This window comes from Ruegeria sp. YTSA219 (assembly GCF_059609985.1).
In genome coordinates this window covers 250,352-269,639 of record NZ_JBXWMT010000003.1, presented here as the reverse complement: position 1 = coordinate 269,639, position 19,288 = coordinate 250,352, and the positions used below count along the sequence as shown (strand labels likewise).

Annotated in this window: 15 protein-coding genes and 1 tRNA gene; 8 read left to right on the top strand and 8 right to left on the bottom strand. The window is 57.4% G+C overall.

What is annotated here, in order from left to right:
* Positions 1 to 3: 3 nt before the first annotated feature.
* Genes AC2FFB_RS06855 through AC2FFB_RS06845 form a run of 3 tightly spaced genes read left to right on the top strand, consistent with a single transcriptional unit; the run spans position 4 to position 6,965 of the window.
* Positions 4 to 1,812 (top strand): trypsin-like peptidase domain-containing protein, encoded by a 1,809-nt coding sequence (locus AC2FFB_RS06855; protein WP_496874692.1) that lies wholly within the window; start codon positions 4 to 6, stop codon positions 1,810 to 1,812.
* Complete coding sequence (locus tag AC2FFB_RS06850) at positions 1,809 to 4,946, top strand: ATP-binding protein (RefSeq protein ID WP_496874691.1); 3,138 nt, start codon at positions 1,809 to 1,811, stop codon at positions 4,944 to 4,946. Before AC2FFB_RS06855 ends, AC2FFB_RS06850 begins: the two co-directional genes overlap by 4 nt.
* Positions 4,947 to 4,982: 36 nt before the next feature.
* Entirely contained in the window at positions 4,983 to 6,965 is a 1,983-nt protein-coding gene (locus tag AC2FFB_RS06845) for a DNA/RNA non-specific endonuclease (RefSeq protein WP_496693628.1), read from the top strand.
* A gap of 37 nt (positions 6,966 to 7,002) precedes the next feature.
* On the opposite strand, the gene AC2FFB_RS06840 is transcribed toward AC2FFB_RS06845, so the two are convergent.
* The 5 genes from AC2FFB_RS06840 to hutC form a co-directional block, all read right to left on the bottom strand.
* Positions 7,003 to 7,080, bottom strand: a tRNA-Arg gene (locus tag AC2FFB_RS06840).
* A 313-nt stretch (positions 7,081 to 7,393) separates the two neighbouring features.
* On the bottom strand, positions 7,394 to 7,531 hold the full coding sequence (locus tag AC2FFB_RS06835; protein ID WP_496688873.1) for a hypothetical protein: 138 nt from the start codon (positions 7,529 to 7,531) through the stop codon (positions 7,394 to 7,396).
* A 175-nt stretch (positions 7,532 to 7,706) separates the two neighbouring features.
* Positions 7,707 to 9,083 (bottom strand): formimidoylglutamate deiminase, encoded by a 1,377-nt coding sequence (locus AC2FFB_RS06830; protein WP_496874690.1) that lies wholly within the window; start codon positions 9,081 to 9,083, stop codon positions 7,707 to 7,709.
* Positions 9,084 to 9,127: 44 nt separating this feature from the next.
* Complete coding sequence (gene hutG, locus AC2FFB_RS06825) at positions 9,128 to 9,931, bottom strand: N-formylglutamate deformylase (RefSeq protein ID WP_496874689.1); 804 nt, start codon at positions 9,929 to 9,931, stop codon at positions 9,128 to 9,130.
* A 96-nt stretch (positions 9,932 to 10,027) separates the two neighbouring features.
* Complete coding sequence (gene hutC / locus AC2FFB_RS06820) at positions 10,028 to 10,732, bottom strand: histidine utilization transcriptional repressor HutC (RefSeq protein ID WP_496712084.1); 705 nt, start codon at positions 10,730 to 10,732, stop codon at positions 10,028 to 10,030.
* Between the two features lie 216 nt (positions 10,733 to 10,948).
* On the opposite strand from hutC, the gene hutI reads away from it, so the two are divergent.
* From hutI to hutU, 3 genes are all read left to right on the top strand, one after another.
* Positions 10,949 to 12,157 (top strand): imidazolonepropionase, encoded by a 1,209-nt coding sequence (gene hutI, locus AC2FFB_RS06815; RefSeq protein WP_496693625.1) that lies wholly within the window; start codon positions 10,949 to 10,951, stop codon positions 12,155 to 12,157.
* A complete protein-coding gene (gene hutH, locus AC2FFB_RS06810; RefSeq protein WP_496874688.1) occupies positions 12,154 to 13,689 on the top strand; it encodes a histidine ammonia-lyase in 1,536 nt (511 codons plus the stop codon). The genes hutI and hutH overlap by 4 nt, the downstream gene beginning before the upstream one ends.
* 105 nt (positions 13,690 to 13,794) lie before the next feature.
* Positions 13,795 to 15,468 carry a urocanate hydratase gene (hutU, locus tag AC2FFB_RS06805; protein ID WP_496874687.1) on the top strand — a complete coding sequence of 558 codons (1,674 nt, stop codon included), beginning with the start codon at positions 13,795 to 13,797 and terminating at the stop codon, positions 15,466 to 15,468.
* A gap of 101 nt (positions 15,469 to 15,569) precedes the next feature.
* On the opposite strand, the gene glyA is transcribed toward hutU, so the two are convergent.
* Positions 15,570 to 16,877 carry a serine hydroxymethyltransferase gene (gene glyA / locus AC2FFB_RS06800; RefSeq protein ID WP_496874686.1) on the bottom strand — a complete coding sequence of 436 codons (1,308 nt, stop codon included), beginning with the start codon at positions 16,875 to 16,877 and terminating at the stop codon, positions 15,570 to 15,572.
* A 103-nt stretch (positions 16,878 to 16,980) separates the two neighbouring features.
* Here glyA and AC2FFB_RS06795 point away from each other — a divergent pair, with 103 nt between their 5' ends.
* Entirely contained in the window at positions 16,981 to 17,850 is an 870-nt protein-coding gene (locus AC2FFB_RS06795) for a LysR family transcriptional regulator (RefSeq protein ID WP_496874685.1), read from the top strand.
* An 8-nt stretch (positions 17,851 to 17,858) separates the two neighbouring features.
* On the opposite strand, the gene AC2FFB_RS06790 is transcribed toward AC2FFB_RS06795, so the two are convergent.
* Positions 17,859 to 18,335 carry a GNAT family N-acetyltransferase gene (locus tag AC2FFB_RS06790; RefSeq protein ID WP_142635670.1) on the bottom strand — a complete coding sequence of 159 codons (477 nt, stop codon included), beginning with the start codon at positions 18,333 to 18,335 and terminating at the stop codon, positions 17,859 to 17,861.
* The gene (locus AC2FFB_RS06785; protein WP_142635668.1) at positions 18,336 to 18,647 is read right to left on the bottom strand and encodes an ETC complex I subunit; all 312 of its coding nucleotides are present in this window, start codon (positions 18,645 to 18,647) and stop codon (positions 18,336 to 18,338) included.
* A gap of 158 nt (positions 18,648 to 18,805) precedes the next feature.
* Here AC2FFB_RS06785 and AC2FFB_RS06780 point away from each other — a divergent pair, with 158 nt between their 5' ends.
* Positions 18,806 to 19,285: an SRPBCC family protein gene (locus AC2FFB_RS06780; protein WP_496874684.1), complete on the top strand. Its 480-nt coding sequence runs from the start codon at positions 18,806 to 18,808 to the stop codon at positions 19,283 to 19,285.
* Positions 19,286 to 19,288 lie beyond the last annotated feature (3 nt).

The following is a 19,288-nucleotide window of genomic DNA, read 5'->3' as shown; positions in this document are numbered from 1 at the left end:
CGGATGGTGAATGCAGCGCATATCCGGATTGCAATCCAAAAGCATGAACCGATTGTGCGTCATGCTTTGACTGCGCTGTTTCCCGACCCTGATGACCCGGTGAATTATGAAGCCGTCGAGGAAAGTGTAGACGAAGATATCGGCGAAACGCTTGCCGATGTCTTGCTGGAAATTCTGGTCGACGCTGCGAAGGTCAAACAGTTCCTCAATTTTCTGCGCGCGCGCGGCGCCGACCCTGTGCCGCGCGACCGTAACCTGATTTTTGCCGAAAACATCGCTCGGTTTGACGGCACCCTGATCGGCACACCGGCGAATAATTCGTTCGACTTTGCCGCATTGGGCGATTTTGCCCCGCGCGCGGAAAGCTTTCGCTGTCAGATCTGGATCAAAAACACATTCGAAGGATCCGGCGCGTTTGTGGCCCCAAACCTGGTGCTGACCGCAGCCCATGTTCTGGACCCGCTAAACGCCGTGCCCGCCGGGGTCGACCCTCGGCTTGAAATACTGGCCTCGGACGAAAAGCGGTACCGGGCAAAATGCGTAAAGCTCTGGCCCTATCACGACAGTGAAAGGGCCGGGAACCTGCCGCCGGGCGATGAGGTGGATATCGCGCTGCTGCGGATATTCCTGCCGCTGGGGCATACCTATGGCAGTGTCGATGTGACCGGCGATCCCCCCGATTTTGAGGGTGCAGACCTGTTCACATTGGTCCACTACCCCGAAGGTGTCACCAAGGGGTTCATGCCCGGCAAAGTGCACCGAGAACCTGGCGCCAAGCGGTTCCCTCATGACATCGACACATCCGGCGGGTCATCGGGTGGCCCAGGTTTTGACAGCCAGTTCAGGTTTCTGGGCATCCACCAGGGCAAATGGGAGACGACCAAACGGCTTGTCCCTTTCGAGCAGTTCCACGATGACCCCGACTTCCAAGATCTGATCAGCAAAAACTCGAACCAGCGGGACATGTGGTCGCTGAGCCGCGACATTGACGGAACCATCATCATCGGCCGCAACCAATTCGTAACCGGGCTTGCCCATATGCTGGATCATCCCAAATCCAAACTGCGTGGGATCTGGATCAGGCGCGAGGATACGACGTCTATTCGCGGTCTCGGATTCAGCTATGACATGCTGGAATCCTATCTGCTGATGCAAGAAGCACCTAACGCCGCGCCGCAACATCGTTGCATTCGTTTGGGGCCGACCCTGAATACGGACGATTTACTTGCTGATCTGGCCGAGAAGGCCAACGGGACCGTCGCCTCGCCAGACGCTGCTGCTGGAACAACCGCCGCCCAGACCACCGATGTTGCATTCGAGGGCAGCCGCGCGGAGACCCTGATTGCGGACATGGACCTGGCCGCCCAAACCGCAGGGCAAACATGGTGGATCTATTTCGACAACCCGCCCGAAGGGCTCTCACCACGTGCCCAGGTACAGTTCGAGCACATCGCCAAATGCTTGCCCACATCCGAGAACCTGCGCCTGATCCTCGCAGGCTATGAAACCTATCGCCTGTCGCCCCTGCGTTTTGCAAATGTCGGCGCTGTCGACGGCGCGCAGCGCAGCGGCCTATTGGTGGAAGAGCTGGGACCATTCACACGTAGCGATGTTGAGGCTACACTGAACAGCATGATCACCTCGCTTGACCCGGCAAAAGAGCTGACACCGGCTGCTCGACGGGCAATGGTGGACTCTGCTCTGGCCGGGTTGAGCCCTGACAACACAGGTGAATTCGATGGCGAACATCTGGAAACCGTTGTCACCCGTGTTCGCCAAGAGGCCAAACGCTTTCTGGAGATAGAAGAATGAACCAGGCGCAGGAAGAACTTCGTTCGCGCCTGCTGCGCGCTGCAGCCCTTCGAGGGGCATTTGAACCACGGCAGCTTATGCGCGAGGTGCTGAGCGAAGATGAGTACCGCAACCGGGTGCTACGGGCCCGGCTGATGTCATCCCTGCGCGAGTTGAGCCATGTTGATAAGTCGGGCAGCTCTACGAAATGGATACTGCGCCTGACTGCACGACATCGCGAATTATCCGGGATCGAAGAGTTCGACTCGGCGGCAACGCAGACCGAGATCGTGCAGGCTCTGTCGGGACGAGAAGGTTTCGCACCGAGCGCTCTGGATCACCTTATCGAGGCGGAAACAGATGAACAAAACCTGTCGCAGCACCTTGTCACGTTAGAGCGTGCAGGCCAAAAAGCGCCGGGATATGACCGCCTGTTCAGGCTGCGCAGCCGATTGAACCTGCTCAGACGCGAGCGCCGATCAAAAGAGCGCCTGGGTGAGAAATTCGTGGGGCGAGTCAGCGAAATCGACATGATTCAACGCTGGATCGACCATCCGTTGCGCCATGCCCCTTTGAAAACCCTGCATATCGAAGGTCAGTACGGAATCGGCAAATCCTACCTTCTGGAACGCATCATCCAGATCACCGGCGAACGCGACGACGTCATCCTGATCCGGCTGGATTTCGATCAGCCCTCATTGCAGACCGGTCCGATCTTTGAAGAGGTCTCGCGCCAGATCGGCACCGCGATACCACAGGCGGCGCCCGATTTGCGCAGATTGCGGCTGCGCTATTCCGAACAGGTCACCCGAGAGATCTACGAAAGCTCGGACCTTACACCGCGTCAGTTGATCCGGGCGATGATCAATGCGGTGGCTGATGCCGGTCTGCGCCTGGTTATCCTGCTGGATACGCTTGAAGTTCTGGATGGTCAGGGCGCTACTTTCGTGAACAACCTGATGAGCGATCTGGACCGTTTTGTGGAAAAGGAACAGATCGAAGTATCGATCATCTCTGCCGGTCGCGGGCCGATTTTCGGCGATGATCACCCAAGACGGGGCGAATACATCAAGCTCGACCAGATCGAAGACGAGTTGGTCAATCAAACGCTGGATGAGGCCGGAATCCCCGAGGAATTCCGCGATCAGATCATTTTGCGCTGTCAGGGCAACCCGTTGAAATTGCGGCTGTTGATTGACGAGGTGCAGACCGAGGGCCGATTGGCCGAAGTCTCCGAAGACGAGAATGACCCGATTGCTGCAGGCATCGTAAACCGGGCCGTCACATCGCGCCTGCCCGTGCATCTGCGCGGCATTGCCAATTACGGCATGGTTCTTAGCGAGATAAACGCCGACAATCTGAACGGCATCGTCGCACCGGCGCTTGGGCTGGGCGACCTCAGCGACGAAGCAGGCACAATCGTCGCGGATCTTGGTCTGCAATCCTGGCTGATGGACGCCGCCACCGAAGGTCAACTGACCCATAAGGCCGATATGCGGCGGGACCTGTTGGAACCGACCTACAGCCAAAGCCCCATCGAAACCGCGCAGGTCAACCGCGCGGCCTGTGCGTATTACGCCGACCGCGATCCGCTGCTGTTCCTGTACCATTCGCTTCAGCTTATGCGCGTCGGAGAAGCCGCGCCAAGCATCGACCCCTCATTGGCCGAACGCTTCCCCGAACATCTTCTGACCGAGCTGCCAATCGACGCGCAGGACCTGATCCGTCAGGCACGCGGCCAGCGTTCGGCCCCGGTGCAAAAGACCGAGCAGCGGGAATACAGCGCAGCCGGGCTGGACAGCGGTTCCGATCTGCCCCCATCGAAACTGGTACAAATTTCCCCAAAAGCGGCCACTGCACGGGCGCAGATTATCAAAAGCCGCGGATATGTCGCCTCACCGGATGAGCGCGCTGTCAATGACCTGCGCGCGATGTTGGAACAGGGCCAGCGTCGCGAAGCGACCCATATCATCCGCGAGGGGCTGCGGGGCGCCTATGATCCGGCAAGCGAGGTTGGTATCCTGATCCTGTGCCACAACTGGCAAAGCGGTCATTGGTCCATGGCACGTGATCTGTTCAACCTTCTGCCCGAAGACACAGTGCTAAGGCAAATGCACGAGCGGCCCGAGCTGGAAGGCCGCATCCTGCTGGAGGTATTGGGGGAGTTCCGGTTCAGACAGTTGATCGAGAACCTGCACGACAAGGAATTCCACGAAGTCGCGTTGCGCGTTGTGAACCGATCATCCCGGATTGGAATGCAGTCCGCAGCGCTGGAATTCGCACTTATCGCAATGGGCATGAGCTTTGAGGGGGATCATGAGGTTCTGGGCCTGATCGCCCCCTATCTGGATCACGGCCCGCGTGAACTAACCTATGAAAGACTGCGCTTCGCGGGGGGTATCCGTCAGGAATTCGGGTTGGAGTATTCGGAACCAGACATGCCCAACCCAGACTTACCGACGGATGATTACGGGCTCGCCCTGGCCCCGTTGAACCCCTATTTCGACCGGATGCTGGCACTTGTCGACGAGTTTCAGGTGAGCGGCCGGGGTCGTGTTCTGAGCGATTTGTCCAACCTTGCCACCGGCCTGTATGAGGCGGCTGACATCTTTGCCCCGGGCCTGCAGGGGATCGATGACGCAATGGCCCAGATGTCCGACCGGCCCACCGACGTGCTGTCATTGCTGCGCGCCATGGGCCTGACCTCGGACTGGGCCGAAGGATACAGCTTTTACCACCCGATTCCCGATCTCCCAACGCTTGCGCGTGCGGCCAGACGTTGGCAGCAGGTCATCGGCGGCTATTGGGCCTTCCCGTCGCCCCCGCCTCCGGAATGGAATTCCTCTCGGAAATGGAGCGACCTGACGTCCAGCCGAACCCTCGAGCTTTTGGAACGTGGCAGTCATGGCCTGGCAGACCGTGTTCTTAGCTTTTGGGCGGACCCATTGAACGAAGGGCGCAAGAAAACCACTCAGACCCTGCAACGCCGTCTGGCGAGTGTTGCCAAAGGGCTTACCCAGGGGTCAGGACCCGAGGCCATCCTGGGTCGGCTGACCAAAAGCCGGGCGCCGGTGGTGTTTCACCCGGCGCTGGCCATGCTTGTCGAAACCGGGATGCGGCCAGCTTACCTCGATCCCAAAGGTCAGACCGATTGACTTAGAAGACTTCATATTAGCTGAGGAACCAATGTCATGAGCGATTTCGAAAAGGAAACCTTCAACCGGCTGGAAGGCCTTGGAAATGCCGGCGCGATCGACAAGGCGCGCGAGGTTCTGGATGCCAGTCCCGGCATTCTTGGCGAAATGGGCCTGACGCCGGATCGTGCCCGTGAACTGATGGGCGCGCAGCTGAACAAGCTAGAGAGCTTTGGCTCCACGCCCTCGCAACTTGAAGCCATCGTGCGCGCCGTGGGACGCCCTCCCCTGATTGTGCGTGGCGGCAAGGTTGAAGGCAAACAATCGCTGTCATCCGACTTTCCGCCGGATATCGACATTCGTATCGGCAAGGCCGAAGACAATATCGCCTCGGTCGGGCGGATCGAGTTTATCAATCATGACTTTAGCTGGGGTGGCACTGGCTGGGTGATCGAAAAGAAGGACGACCATCTGCTGATCATCACCAATCGCCATGTTGCCAAGCTGGTCGCGCGGCGCAGTTTCCTGGGCGATGGTGTCTTCATGTTTGCCCCCGGCAATGCCCGCTATGGCGCCCGGATAGATTTCCTGGAAGAGGTCGGCTCGACACCCGACCCCGACCGGCTTTTCGACATTCGCAAGTTCACCTATATCGCCGAAGATGCGGCCGCAGATATCGCGCTTGGAAAGATCGACCTGCCCGCAGATACGGCCAATTTCACGCCTACGCCGATCCCGCGCGCCGATACGGATGCCCAGCACGGCGAATGCGTCGCGGTGATCGGGTATCCCGCCAAGGATTCCCTGCGCAATGACCCCACGCAGATGTCCAACTATTTCAACGACCTGTATGACGTGAAACGCTTTTCGCCCGGATTTCTCATCGAAGATGGCGGCGTGACGATCCTGCGCCATGACTGCACGACTTTGGGCGGCAACTCGGGCTCGCCTGTGATCTCGTTGGACAGCGGCAAAGCGGTTGGTCTGCATTATGCAGGTACCTTCGGCGTCGGAAACTCGGCGGTCAGGATCAGCACGGTCAACGCTTTGTTGGACGGGGCGGTGCCGACCTCGATCCCCGGAACTGAAATCGTCCGGCCAGAACGACCTGACGGAAACCATGACGCAGACCATTTTGAACCGCGCGACGGGTACAACCCGGACTTCCTTCAAGTGGCAGAGGTCCCTCTGCCGATAGTACCGAATGCGTTTGGACTTGCCACTCCGTCGGATGCGACCCCGGAACGCCCCAACGAATTGCGCTATCAGAATTTCGGCATTCTCTATTCTGCGACTTTCAAAACACCGATCATTGCCGCGCTGAATATCGATGGTGCCAAAACCCGACCGCAAAAACGAGGTAGCGACAAGTGGTTCGCTGACCTGCGCATCCCGGCAAATGTCCAACTCGGCAAAGAGGATTATGATCACGCGGATATTGACCGGGGCCACCTGGTTCGCCGTGCGGCGACAAATTGGGGTGTCGATGATGCACAGGCCAAACAGGCCAATGATGACAGCTTTCACTATACCGCTGCTGCCCCACAGCACCGGGCCTTTAACCGGAGCCACGCGCAATGGTTGGGTCTTGAGAACTTTATCATGACAAATGTGCGCACACATGGATTCAAGGCCTGTGTGTTCACCGGACCAATCCTGACCGGTGACGAGCCGATGTTGAAAGATACCGGATCGCCGGTACCCCTGAAGTTCTTCAAGCTTGTGACCATGCTGGCCGAAGAGGATGGCAGCGAAGGCATTCTTCGCCTTCATTCCACCGCCTATGTACTCAGCCAGGTTGAGGTCATCCAACAGATGCTCTCGAACCAGGGGAGCGTGGAATCTGTCGGTGGATTTGAGTTTGGTGCCTATAAGACATTCCAGATCCGCGTCCGGGATCTGGAAAAATTAACCGGGCTGAACTTTGGCCCCCTTAGCGATGCCGACCCATTGGCGCAGCGTCTGACCGATGCAGAAAGCCTGGCGGGACAACCACGTCCGATCGTCACAGTCGAGAGCTTTGCCAACGTCGTAATCTGAGGGTGGCGGATGTATACTCAACTAGGAATTGTGCATTTGGCGAGCCGTGGAGGACTCGAACCCCCGACCTGAGAATTAGAAGTTCCCTGCTCTAATCCAGCTGAGCTAACGGCCCGCTCATATTCTGGCTGTATCAGTCAAATCCCTCGCCTTGTCAACTTGATGGAGAGATGAGGTTTTGGGGCAAAAAACCTCTCTGATTTCAGCATTATCTCTGACCGGAGCAAGCTTATACAGGTACCTTGATTGCTGGGTGAACTGCACCTCGAAGCCATGCCTCAAAAGGCCCTAACCGAGTCGAACTTACCAGACTAATTCAGGCCGCATTTGCAGCCTGTCACGATGACAGAATACATCGGCAAACTGGGATGCCGTCACCTGCATCACTGCAATTTGATATTGCACCGCGCAGTGGCAAACCTGTTTGATCAGATCTTCCGCAGATCCCAGCTGATTGCGGTGGCCGGAATTGTTAATAGCACCGCACACATGCCCAGACCCGTCATGGGGGGGGTACGGTGATCCAGTTCCGTTTCGCTCAGATCCGCCAGCATCACGCGCGCCATTGATGTGACAAGGTACGGAAGGCGCGAACCAACTGGAATGTTCGAAACCAATGGGCTGGGTGACAGAAAATTCCTCGGCGATCTCGGACAATGATTTCAGCCTGACCAGCACCAAGTGCCCCAAGGTTCTTAAGCTCGCGCAGTAATGAGTTCCGTTGGTTCTATTCACCCTTCATCATAGTTTTTGCGCCAACCGACGCATGGTGGAAATATATCCGGCGTCGATGGACTCGTGATCGGGGTGCTGACCATCTTCAATGACCTTTTGACCAGCAACATAGACGGCAATGATTTCTGCCTGCTGACCCGAGAACATGTGGAAATCCAGCACGGCTCCGGGCGACACCGCCGCCATCAGACCATTCCTATCGTAAGACAGTTCTACAAAATCGGCACGGCACCCTTCTGCGATACGGCCGATATTGCGCCCGGCTGCACGCGCTCCACCTTGGGCGGCTGCTTGCCAGAGATAACCGCCGACATTGGGCATGTCCTTGGAGCACATAACATTGCGCTGCCGGTGCAGCAGGCGCTGACTATATTCCAGTGTGCGCAGCTCCTGAACTGCCTGGGTACAGATGTTGCTGTCCGAGCCGATACCAAAATGGCCACTTGCTGCCACGAAATCGACCGCCCGGAAAATCCCGTCTCCAAGATTTGATTCCGTCAGCGGGCACAGACCCACGGTCGCGCCCGAAGCGGCAATGGCCGCAACCTCGGCGTCATCCAGATGGGTGGCATGGATCAGGCACCACGCGGCGTCAATCTGGACCTGGTCCATCAGCGCCGAAACAGAGCGTTTGCCACTATGGGCGATACTGTCTTCCACCTCTTTGGTCTGTTCGGCCACATGGATGTGAACTGGACACCCCGGCAACTGGTCTTGCCGAAGCTCCATAAGCCATGACATTTCATCCTCGGTTACGGCGCGCAGGGAATGCGGCGCGATTCCGAGGTTAAGCTTTTCATGCTGCTGCTTCAGGGTTTCGATCAGCAAAGCGTATTGATCACGTGTGTTGGTGAATCGCCTCTGAGCATCTTGCGGAGACACGCCGCCGAAATTTGCGTGTGCATAAAACACCGGAAGAAGCGTCAGGCTGAGGCTCGTTCGATCTGCAGCAGAGACAATTGCAGAAGACAGCTCCTTAGATTGGGCATAGTGCGCTCCATCTTCTTCATTGTGCAGATAATGAAACTCGACAATCTCGGTATAACCGCCTTTGAGCAATTCCATATACAGCTTGGCAGTGATTGCCTGCAGGTCCTCGGGCGATACATTATGAGCGAAATAATACATCATTTCGCGCCAGGACCAGAAGCTGTCGACCGGATTCCGGCGCACTTCTGATAACCCCGCCATCGCGTATTGAAAGGAATGACTGTGAAGGTTGGGCATGCCCGGCACAACCGGGCTTTCAATCACCGGATAGGCGTTGGGATTGTCGTCCGCGACCAGTGCTCCGAACTCACCAGATTCCGTAACGGTTACGGAGATATTGCTAAGCCAGCCCTGGTCCGTCAGTGCCTGTTTGAAATGAAATCCAGTTGTCATCCACTTTCCTTTACTTGGCTGCCGTATCGGCGAGTCTGTTTGGGTCATCCACGGGTGGTGTTAACTTCATCCAGCAACGCGGTAACAAGGTTCTTGATCGCGGCGCCAAGCACCTCTGCCTTAGGGGGCACAAGGTCCCAAGGGGCGTGCTCGATCATATAGGCGGACTGTGCAATTTCGAGTTGCAGCGCATGAATGTTCTGGTCGGGTTGGCCATAGTGCCGGGTAATATAGCCTCCCTTAAAGCGGCCGTTTTTGACAAAGCTGTATTGGCCGGACCCCAGCGATCTTTCGGCGCAGGCCTCAAAGCGCGCGGCTGTGCTGGCCCCGCTATTTGTGCCCAGATTCAAATCCGGCAGCACCCCATCAAACAGCCTTGGCACCTCGGAACGGATGGAATGCAGATCCAACAGTATGCAGGTGCCAAACTGCGCCCTGATCCGCAGAATCTCAGCCTTGAGCGCCTGATGATACGGTGCCCAATAGGATTGGATGCGCGCCTTTGTCTCTTGCCCATCTGGCTCTTGCCCTTCCAGATAAAGCGGCTGACCGTCAAAATCGATTTGCGATATCAGGCCGGTTGTCGGACCGGAATAAAGCGGCGCGTCATCAGCTGAACGGTTCAGGTCCACCACATAGCGCGAATACTGCGCCGCCATGACACCCACACCCAATTCGGCACAAGGCAGCGCCAGCTTGTCCATGTGCCAATCCGTATCCTTCAGCTCCAGCGCGGCGGGTCGCAAACGGCGTTCTACCTCCGGATGCAGCAAGGTTCCGGCATGTGGGACATTCAGCAAAATCGGCGTTGAACCCGCCTTAAACGTCATCAGATTCTGAACAGCCATCGCGTTCCCTTTGTTTGATGTTCTGTCAGCCCATAATTCGGCGGACCGACGAAAACCGACATTTTTTACCGCCCCAAAAGCTGGACTCCGGTCAGATCAGAGATGCGTCGTCATCCGGTATCCCGGCGCAAAGTAAAGCTTGGCATATGTCACCGGCGCGCGACGCAGCCAGGTAATGCGTTCGGCAGTAAAGATCGGGTCGCCAGGTGGCGTGTCCAGGAACTTGGAGATTTCACCATCAGCCTTGGTCGCCATGAAACTAAGCTCCAGATTGCTGAATGGCACCCTGTTAACCAACCAGTCATTCGGCCCCGATTGATCGAAACTTTCCTCCAACACTTCAGGTACAACGTCGGCAACTATCCATCGCACCTCAAGCTGAAACGCTACGTTGTCGGCATAATGCATACATCGCAGGTGCAAGACGTCCTGCTCTTTTTTCAGGTCGAGGCGTGATGCCAGCCAGGACGGTGCGGGTTGCACCTCTCGGTCCACCAAAGAGTACCGATAGGCCGCACCGGTGGCCGTTATCTCGTCACGCACCAAAGGGATCGCAAATTGCGCCTTTCTGATGGGAGAATTCAGAACCCGCGTGCCGGCCTTGCGTTTTCTTTCCAGGTATCCTTCTTCGGCAAGCTCTCTCAACGCCCGGTTGACCGTTGTTCGTGTACTTGAGAATTCAGCGGCCAAATCCACCTCGCTTGGCAAAATGGAATCCGGGCTCCAGATACCGGTTTGGATTCGATCCAAAACCACCTGCTTGATGTCCCGAAAGCTCATGTTCCCCTGAGGTCTTGCCATAAAATTCCCCAACTCAAAAACCGGCCTTAATTGGCTTATACATACACATAAGACATCTGCAATGAAGCATGTAACGCTGCCCCGCACCTATGACCTCTACCTAATTTGACTCCAAGAAGGCGGCTTCGGCGCGATGCCTTTCATTATTTTGTGTACACATTATTCAGTAATCAGTATACCTATTTCAGAAGCATTGCAACTTGGGATCAGATTCTCATGACTGGTAAAACAACCCTTCGTGGCGCAAAAATTGCAACACAAGCCAGCCAGCAGGGCCCTTATGGGCTAATCGAGGATGGCATCATCGTAATATCAGGTGAATTCATCGAATGGGTCGGACCCAGACGCGATCTGCCCGATGAATATACCGAGCTTGAGGCCGAGGATCTGAACGGACGCCTTGTGACGCCCGGTTTGATCGACTGCCACACCCATGTTGTATTTGGCGGCGACCGCGCCCAAGAGTTTGAAATGCGCCTGAATGGTGCAAGCTATGAACAGGTTGCGCGCGCCGGAGGCGGTATTAACGCAACCGTTCAAGCGACACGGGCCGCCAGCCTGGAAGAGCTGATAGAAAGTGCCTTGCCCCGCGTCGACGCGATGACCCAAGAGGGCATGACCACTATCGAAATCAAGTCCGGCTATGGGCTAGAACAACAGACAGAGCTGAACATGCTGCGCGCCGCGCGCGAAATTGGAAAACGTCGCCCGGTTTCTGTTCAAACCACATATCTGGGCGCCCACGCGACTCCGCCAGAGTACAAGGGGCGCGATGACGCCTATATCGACGAGGTCGTCATTCCGACCTTGCGGGCCGCCCATGTAGAAGGGCTGGTCGATGCGGTTGACGGATTCTGCGAAGGGATCGCCTTTCAGCCCAAACAGATCGCCCGTGTCTTTGACGCCGCCGCAGCGCTTGGCCTTCCGGTTAAACTGCATGCCGAGCAGCTTTCTAATCTGGGCGGGGCGCAGCTTGCCGCCTCCTATGGCGCATTGTCTGCGGATCATATCGAGTATCTTGACGAAGACGGCGTGATCACCATGGCCCAGGCGGGAACAGCGGGCGTAATCCTGCCCGGTGCGTTCTATACTCTGCGTGAAACGCGTCAGCCTCCGATTGAGCTGCTGCGCAAACACGATGTCCCAATGGCACTGGCAACCGATTGCAATCCGGGATCATCCCCCCTGACATCTCTTCTTCTGACCATGAATATGGGCTGCACCCTGTTCCGCATGACGCCAGAGGAAACACTTGCGGGCGTAACCTGTAACGCAGCTCGTGCCCTTGGTTTGAGTGATCGCGGTATGATCGCCGCGGGTCAGCGGGCCGATCTGGCGGTCTGGAATGTGGGCCGTCCGGCCGAGCTTTCTTATCGTATCGGGTTCAACCCGCTTCACAAACGCATCTTTGGAGGTCAAGCGTGACAACTCTCACTCTGGCACCCGGGCAGGCTACTCTGCCTCAGCTTGAAACCATCTATCGGGATGAAGCCTCGGTCATACTTGATCCGACGTGTCGTCCTGCGGTCGAGGCGGCCGCGAAACGGATCGCTATCGCCGCTGCGGGTGATGTACCGGTTTATGGCGTCAACACGGGTTTTGGCAAATTGGCCAGCCTCAAGATCAAATCTGAAGACACCGCCACTTTGCAGCGAAACCTGATCCTCAGCCATTGCTGCGGCGTAGGAAACGCGATGCCCCGCCGGATGGTTCGGCTTATGATGTCTCTTAAGCTATTGAGTTTTGGCCGTGGCGCATCTGGCGTCCGCTGGCAACTGGTCGAACTTATGCAAGGCATGCTGGAAAAAGGCGTCACCCCTGTTGTTCCGAATCAGGGATCGGTTGGCGCGTCAGGCGACCTGGCACCTCTTTCACATATGACCGCAGTAGTGATCGGTGAGGGAGAGGCGGAATATAAAGGCGAAATTCTTCCGGGTGCCGAGGCGCTTGCAAAGGCTGGCCTGTCCCCGATCGAGCTTGGCCCCAAGGAAGGTTTGGCCTTTATCAATGGCACTCAGTTTTCAACGGCCTATGCGCTTGCCGGTTTGTTCGAAGTCTGGCGTGCTGTGCGCAATGCGCTGGTCATCTCGGCCATGTCCACCGATGCCATCATGGGATCAACCGCTCCGCTGCAGCCCGAAATCCATGCGCTACGAGGACATCGTGGCCAGATCGAAGCGGCAGGTTCGATGCGTGAGATACTGGCGCAATCCGAAATTCGAGAAAGCCACCGGGATGATGATACACGTGTTCAGGATCCCTATTGCATCCGCTGTCAGCCGCAGGTGACTGGTGCGGCGATGGATGTCCTGCGACAGGCCGCACAAACCCTTTTGATCGAAGCGAATGCTGCAACAGACAACCCACTTGTGCTGACCGAAGCGGATATGATCGTGTCCGGTGGTAATTTTCACGCGGAACCCGTTGGGTTCGCTGCTGACATGATTGCGCTGGCATTGTCCGAGATTGGCACGATCAGTCAACGCCGTATTGCTCTGATGGTCGATCCAACGCTCAGCTTCGATCTTCCGCCCTTCCTGACACCTGAACCCGGATTGAATTCCGGCCTGATGATCGCCGAGGTGACGACAGCCGCTTTGATGAGCGAGAACAAGCATCTGGCCAACCCTTGTGTCACCGATTCAACACCCACCTCCGCCAATCAGGAAGATCACGTCTCGATGGCAGCGCATGGTGCGCGGCGGCTGTCCCGCATGGTCGAAAACCTCAACCATATCCTTGGGGTCGAGCTGCTCTGCGCCGCGCGTGGCATCGAATTCCGCGCCCCCCTCCAGACGAGCCCGTTGCTGCAACAGGCCATCGCACGGCTGCGCGAGGATGTTTCGAGCCTGCAAGAGGATCGCTATATGGCGCCCGATCTGAAAGCGGCAAAGGAATTGGTCGCGTCGGGTGCGTTGCTGAACGCGCTGAACGCCTCTTTGCCGGGCCTTACCTGATGGCGGCCTTTGCCATGATGGCGCGCGACCGCAGCCGAGACACATGATTGAAAACTTCAATGCCCTTGCCCTGTCGGGCTCTATCCAATCTGAAGGGAATGACCGATGAGCGATCCTCGTAAGAACAGCCGGGACATCTATCCGCCAACCGGGACCGAACTGAATGCCAAAAGCTGGCTGACCGAAGCACCACTGCGGATGCTGATGAACAACCTGCATCCTGACGTGGCAGAAAACCCGCACGAGCTGGTAGTATATGGCGGCATTGGCCGGGCCGCGCGAACCTGGAAGGATTTCGACCTGATCGTCGACAGCCTGAAAGATCTGGAAGCGGACGAAACCCTGGTCGTGCAGTCGGGAAAGCCCGTCGCCATCGTGAAAACCCACAAGGACGCACCGCGCGTGCTGATTGCCAACTCGAACCTGGTGCCGCATTGGGCGAATTGGGATCACTTCAACGAGTTGGATAAGAAAGGTCTGGCGATGTATGGCCAGATGACTGCGGGTTCCTGGATTTACATCGGGTCGCAGGGCATCGTCCAAGGCACCTATGAGACCTTCATGGAAGCAGGACGCCAGCACTATGGTGGCAGTCTGAAAGGCCGTTGGATCCTGACCGGGGGTCTGGGTGGTATGGGCGGTGCTCAGCCACTGGCTGCTGTGATGGCGGGTGCCTGCTGTCTGGCCGTGGAGTGCGACGAGAAATCCGCCGATTTCCGACTGCGCACGCGCTATGTCGACGAGAAAACCCACAGCCTGGACGAGGCGCTGGATATGATCGAGCGTTGGACCAAAGCGGGCGAAGCCAAATCCGTGGCGCTGATCGGAAACGCCGCCGATATCTTCCCCGAAATACACAAGCGCGGCGTCAAGCCCGACATCGTCACCGATCAGACTAGCGCGCATGACCCGATCAACGGATACCTGCCGCAGGGCTGGACCGTGGCCGAGTGGCGCGCCAAGGCTGAAACCGCCCCGAAAGAGGTCGAAAAGGCAGCCCGCGCCTCGATGAAAGTACAGGTCGCGGCGATGGTCGCCTTTCACAATGACGGTGTTCCAACCGTCGACTATGGCAACAACATCCGGCAAATGGCGCTTGAGGAAGGTCTGGAAGACGCCTTCGCCTTCCCGGGCTTTGTGCCTGCCTATATCCGTCCGCTATTCTGCCGTGGCATTGGCCCGTTCCGCTGGGCGGCCTTGTCGGGGGACCCCGAGGACATCTACAAGACCGATCAAAAGGTCAAAGAACTGCTGCCCGATAACACGCATCTGCACAACTGGCTGGATATGGCGCGCGAACGGATCGCATTCCAAGGCCTTCCTGCGCGTATCTGCTGGGTTGGTCTGGGTGACCGACATCGCCTGGGTCTGGCGTTTAACGAGATGGTCAGAGCGGGCGAGCTAAGCGCGCCGGTGGTCATTGGTCGTGACCATCTGGATTCCGGTTCAGTCGCCTCGCCCAACCGCGAGACCGAAGCGATGAAGGACGGGTCTGACGCGGTCTCGGACTGGCCTCTGCTAAATGCACTGGTCAACACCGCCTCGGGCGCGACTTGGGTATCTCTGCACCATGGCGGCGGCGTTGGCATGGGCTTTTCCCAGCATGCGGGTGTGGTGATCTGCGCCGACGGCACCGATGATGCTGCCAAACGCCTGGAGCGCGTTTTGTGGAACGACCCTGCCTCGGGCGTGTGGCGTCACGCCGATGCGGGTTATGACCTGGCCAAGGATTGCGCCCGTGAACACGGGCTGCGCCTGCCTGGAATTCTGGGAAACTAAGTTTGGATCAAGCGGAACAGATCCCGGCCATTCATTTGTGAAGGCCGGGATTGAACGATTACCAAACACCGTGCGCACCGGTTGCTTTTGGAAACGGTGATCTAATGGACAAAGCACAGCGTATTGAACGCGCGTCTCCAGGCTGAAACCTCGGAGGCAATCGGCGCGCCTTGCAGACCTTGTTTGATCAACCCCGCCAGACGATCCGAATCGCCTGCGGTCATCCCCCAACGGACAAGCTCGGGCGTGCCAATCCGCAGACCGTTCATATCACCCTCAACCGCCGCCACGGGCAGACCGATGCCGCAGGCAAGGAACCCAGCTTGGCGTAAGGTTTTTGAGGCCGCTTGCCCGCCCCCGAATGGCTCGGCCAGCACAGCGAACTGGTGAGAGTTGGTAAAGCCCTCGGCCCCAGCGAACACAGGCACATTTTGTGCATCCAAAGCCGCAGCCAATGCCTGCGCCATGGCGATCATCTCTTTCGCATAGGCCGCGCCAAAGTCTTTCCAGTCCAGCATCGTGAACGCAAGCGCGGCAGTTTTCGCCGCATCAAAATTGGCCGTCATGCCGGGAAAGGCGATAGCGTCCAGCGTTTTGGCGATTTCTGCATCATTCGAAACGATCAGCCCACCTGCAGGGCCACCAAGGCTTTTATAGGTGCTCATCGTCATGAAATGCGCGCCCTCGGCCAGCGGGTTGGACCAGGCGCGCCCGGCAATAATGCCGCATTGATGGGCCGCATCGAACATGACCTTGGCCCCGACCTCATCGGCGATGGACCGCACTTCGGACACGGGATGCTCGAACAGGTTCAGGCTGCCACCAATCGTAATCAGCTTGGGCCGCTCGGCTCGTGCCAGCGCCCGCAGTTGGTCCAGATCAACGGTATAGCCATCGGCATTCACCGGGGCCTCTATGGTGCGCAAGTCGTATAAGCCGGCGCAGCCATCGACATGATGAGTCACATGCCCGCCAATGGATGCGGGCGGCGCAATGATTGTGTCGCCCGGTTTGCATGTGGCCATAAAGCCATAGAAGTTGGCAATCGCACCAGAAGGCACACGAACCTCGGCGAATTTGGCATCGAACACATCCGCGCAAAGCTGGGCCGCGATCACTTCGATTTCCTCGATCGCTTCCAGTCCCATTTCGTATTTGTCGCCGGGATACCCCAAAGAGGGGCGCGACCCGATGCCAGAGGATAATAGCGCTTCGGCTTTCGGGTTCATCACATTGGTCGCAGGGTTGAGGTTAAAGCACTCTTCCTCATGGATCACTCGGTTCTGCTCGGCCAGCTGCTCGATACGGGCCAGCAGATCGGCAGACGTTGCGGACGCCGTCGTGGCCGCTATGTCCTGAATCAGGGTTTCACTGGTGCTCGGCACCCAATCTCGTTGTGCAAGCGTCATTGGACGTCCTCCGTTTTGCAGCATGGTGGCAGCCATTCCGTGACAGCGCAAAGCAGATTTGCTATTTCTTGGCGTAGAAAAACTAAGGCTTGAAATGAGTGTCATGCCCAAACGCCCGAAAGGGCCCCCGCTGAATGCAATGCGCGCCTTTGAAGCTGCCGCACGTCATGTCAGCTTTGTCGCCGCCGCTGAGGAATTGAGCGTCACGCCCGGAGCGATTTCGCAGCACATCAAGACACTGGAGGGCTGGGCAGGTACCGCGTTGTTTCGGCGCAACGCGCAGGGGGTGGAACTGACCAAGGCCGGGGCTTCGCTGGTGGCTGAATTCTCTGCGGCGTTCGACGGGTTGGCCGAGGCGGCGCGTGCCCTCCGCAACCTCAAACCCAACGCCGATTTTCATATCGCCGCCTTGCCATCTGTTGCGCAGCTTTGGCTACCAAAACGGCTAAGCCGGGTCAGGGCGCAGTTTCCGCATATCAATTTTTCGGTGACCGCGATGGAAAATCCACCCAGTCTTGATCGGGAATTGTTCGATCTGGCCATATTCATTGGCGAACCCGATGCTGAGCCCGAGCAGATTTGCATCTGCCCCGATCTCATCTCTCCGGTCGGCGCGCCTAGCCAGATTGAACGTATGAACCACTTTGGCGACGCCGTCCTTCTGCATGACCAGACCTGGAACGACGATTGGACAATCTGGTCACAGAACACGGGAATTGAACTACAGGATGCGCAGACCGGGCCGCAGTTCTCTCTGTACAGCCTTGCCGTGGAAGAAGCGAAGGCAGGTGCGGGTATCCTGATGGGGCATCTATGTTTGCTTGAGGATGCCCTGGCAAGCGGCGCTCTTAAGTCTGCAAGCGAATACACCTGCCCAACGGGCCGCTTTCTGTTCGTCCAGATACCTGGCGCAACGCGGCAAAGGCTCGAATCGCAACAGGTCGTGGCATTGCTGAACGAAGGTAGTGCCTAACAACCGGCCTATTCTGCGGGCTTTAGATCCAATCGCATGAAGGCGCTGTTGGGGTCGGCCTCATAGCCGTAGATCGGGCCGCAATAGGAATAGCCTAGCGCTTCATACAGCCTGCGCGCGGCGTCGTAGTAGGACAGATGATCGGCGCCCGTCTCAAGAACCAGCGCCGAGGTCCCTTCGACCCGTGCGTGATCAGCAAGATGGGTCATCATCACTCGCGCCAGACCGCGGCCACGTGCGGTGGCAAGGATATGCACGGATTTGACTTCGGCGGTCCCATCCGGCAGCGCCTTGAGCGCGCCGCAGCCCAGCACCTTGTTACCCTCATACAAAGCCCAGAACCGCATTCCGGGCCCGGCCAAGGCACTGGCATCCATCGTGTGATTGCTCTCGGCTGGCCCGGCGGTTTCGCTATGGGCAAAATGCGCCTCGACCACCGGGCGCAATGCGTCGGAGGTTGGGTCAGCCTCGCGAATGTCGATCATTTAATGCGTCCAGGGTGCGCGCCGATCGGTGGCAAAATTCTCGCCATAACCGCGGGCGCGCAGGTTCGGCTTGCGTTTATGCGGTTCACTGACCTGTGCGTCGATACCGTTGTCCTTGGCGTAATCCAGCGCCTCTTCCTTGGTGTCGAAATTCAGACGCACCTGGGTCTGGGTGTCACTGGAAGACGTCCAGCCCATCAACGGATCAACCTCGCGCGTGGATGCTGGGGCATATTCCAACACCCAATGCCGGGTCTTGGCCGTACCCGATGTCATCGCATTCCGCGAAGGCTGGTAGATCCGTGCGCGCATGTCGCCTCTCCGTACTCACTTGGCTGAAGTTGTTTATGCGTCAGAGCGAGGCCTGGGACAAGGTGGCAAATGTCGCGGAGGACAAGGATGTTCTGATGACGAAAACTGTCATTAGGGGAATGGTATAATCATTCAAACGCCACAACAAGGACAGCAAGATGATCCACCACGAACGCAGCCTCGACATTGATACCCGACCCGAAGATATCTGGGCCATTTTGAGCCGGTTTATGCATATCGACGATTTCGCCCCGCAGGTGACATCAGTAGATGCGCTAACACAAGGTGCGGATGGGGTGGGATCGAAACGACGATGCCATTTTGAAAATGGGACGTCTCTGGTAGAAGAAGTCACGGATTGGCAAATCAACCGGGGCTACCGTGTCCGCTTGTCTGAGATGTCTGCAAAGCCTCTGACCCAAGCACATGCAGCAATCGCCGTTGAACCCCTTGCCAACAACCAATCCAGAGTAGTCTGGAGCATGGATTATCAAATGAAGTTTGGTCCATTGGGATGGCTGATGGGGCAGACTGTGCTGAAAGCGATGATGGGGCGTGTCCTGGGTGACAACCTGAAAGCGCTTGAAGAAAAGGTGCGTTCGGATCAAATACCGGATCATCGGTTTGCGTATTACTGAAAC

Excerpts from the sequence above, each read along its gene's own strand:
- AC2FFB_RS06855 (WP_496874692.1), top strand. The coding sequence starts at position 4 with ATGGTGAATGCAGCGCATATCCGGATTGCAATCCAAAAGCATGAACCG.
- AC2FFB_RS06850 (WP_496874691.1), top strand. The coding sequence starts at position 1,809 with ATGAACCAGGCGCAGGAAGAACTTCGTTCGCGCCTGCTGCGCGCTGCA.
- AC2FFB_RS06845 (WP_496693628.1), top strand. The coding sequence starts at position 4,983 with ATGAGCGATTTCGAAAAGGAAACCTTCAACCGGCTGGAAGGCCTTGGA.
- AC2FFB_RS06835 (WP_496688873.1), bottom strand. The coding sequence starts at position 7,531 with ATGGCGCGCGTGATGCTGGCGGATCTGAGCGAAACGGAACTGGATCAC.
- AC2FFB_RS06830 (WP_496874690.1), bottom strand. The coding sequence starts at position 9,083 with ATGACAACTGGATTTCATTTCAAACAGGCACTGACGGACCAGGGCTGG.
- hutG (WP_496874689.1), bottom strand. The coding sequence starts at position 9,931 with ATGGCTGTTCAGAATCTGATGACGTTTAAGGCGGGTTCAACGCCGATT.
- hutC (WP_496712084.1), bottom strand. The coding sequence starts at position 10,732 with ATGGCAAGACCTCAGGGGAACATGAGCTTTCGGGACATCAAGCAGGTG.
- hutI (WP_496693625.1), top strand. The coding sequence starts at position 10,949 with ATGACTGGTAAAACAACCCTTCGTGGCGCAAAAATTGCAACACAAGCC.
- hutU (WP_496874687.1), top strand. The coding sequence starts at position 13,795 with ATGAGCGATCCTCGTAAGAACAGCCGGGACATCTATCCGCCAACCGGG.
- glyA (WP_496874686.1), bottom strand. The coding sequence starts at position 16,877 with ATGACGCTTGCACAACGAGATTGGGTGCCGAGCACCAGTGAAACCCTG.
- AC2FFB_RS06795 (WP_496874685.1), top strand. The coding sequence starts at position 16,981 with ATGCCCAAACGCCCGAAAGGGCCCCCGCTGAATGCAATGCGCGCCTTT.
- AC2FFB_RS06790 (WP_142635670.1), bottom strand. The coding sequence starts at position 18,335 with ATGATCGACATTCGCGAGGCTGACCCAACCTCCGACGCATTGCGCCCG.
- AC2FFB_RS06785 (WP_142635668.1), bottom strand. The coding sequence starts at position 18,647 with ATGCGCGCACGGATCTACCAGCCTTCGCGGAATGCGATGACATCGGGT.
- AC2FFB_RS06780 (WP_496874684.1), top strand. The coding sequence starts at position 18,806 with ATGATCCACCACGAACGCAGCCTCGACATTGATACCCGACCCGAAGAT.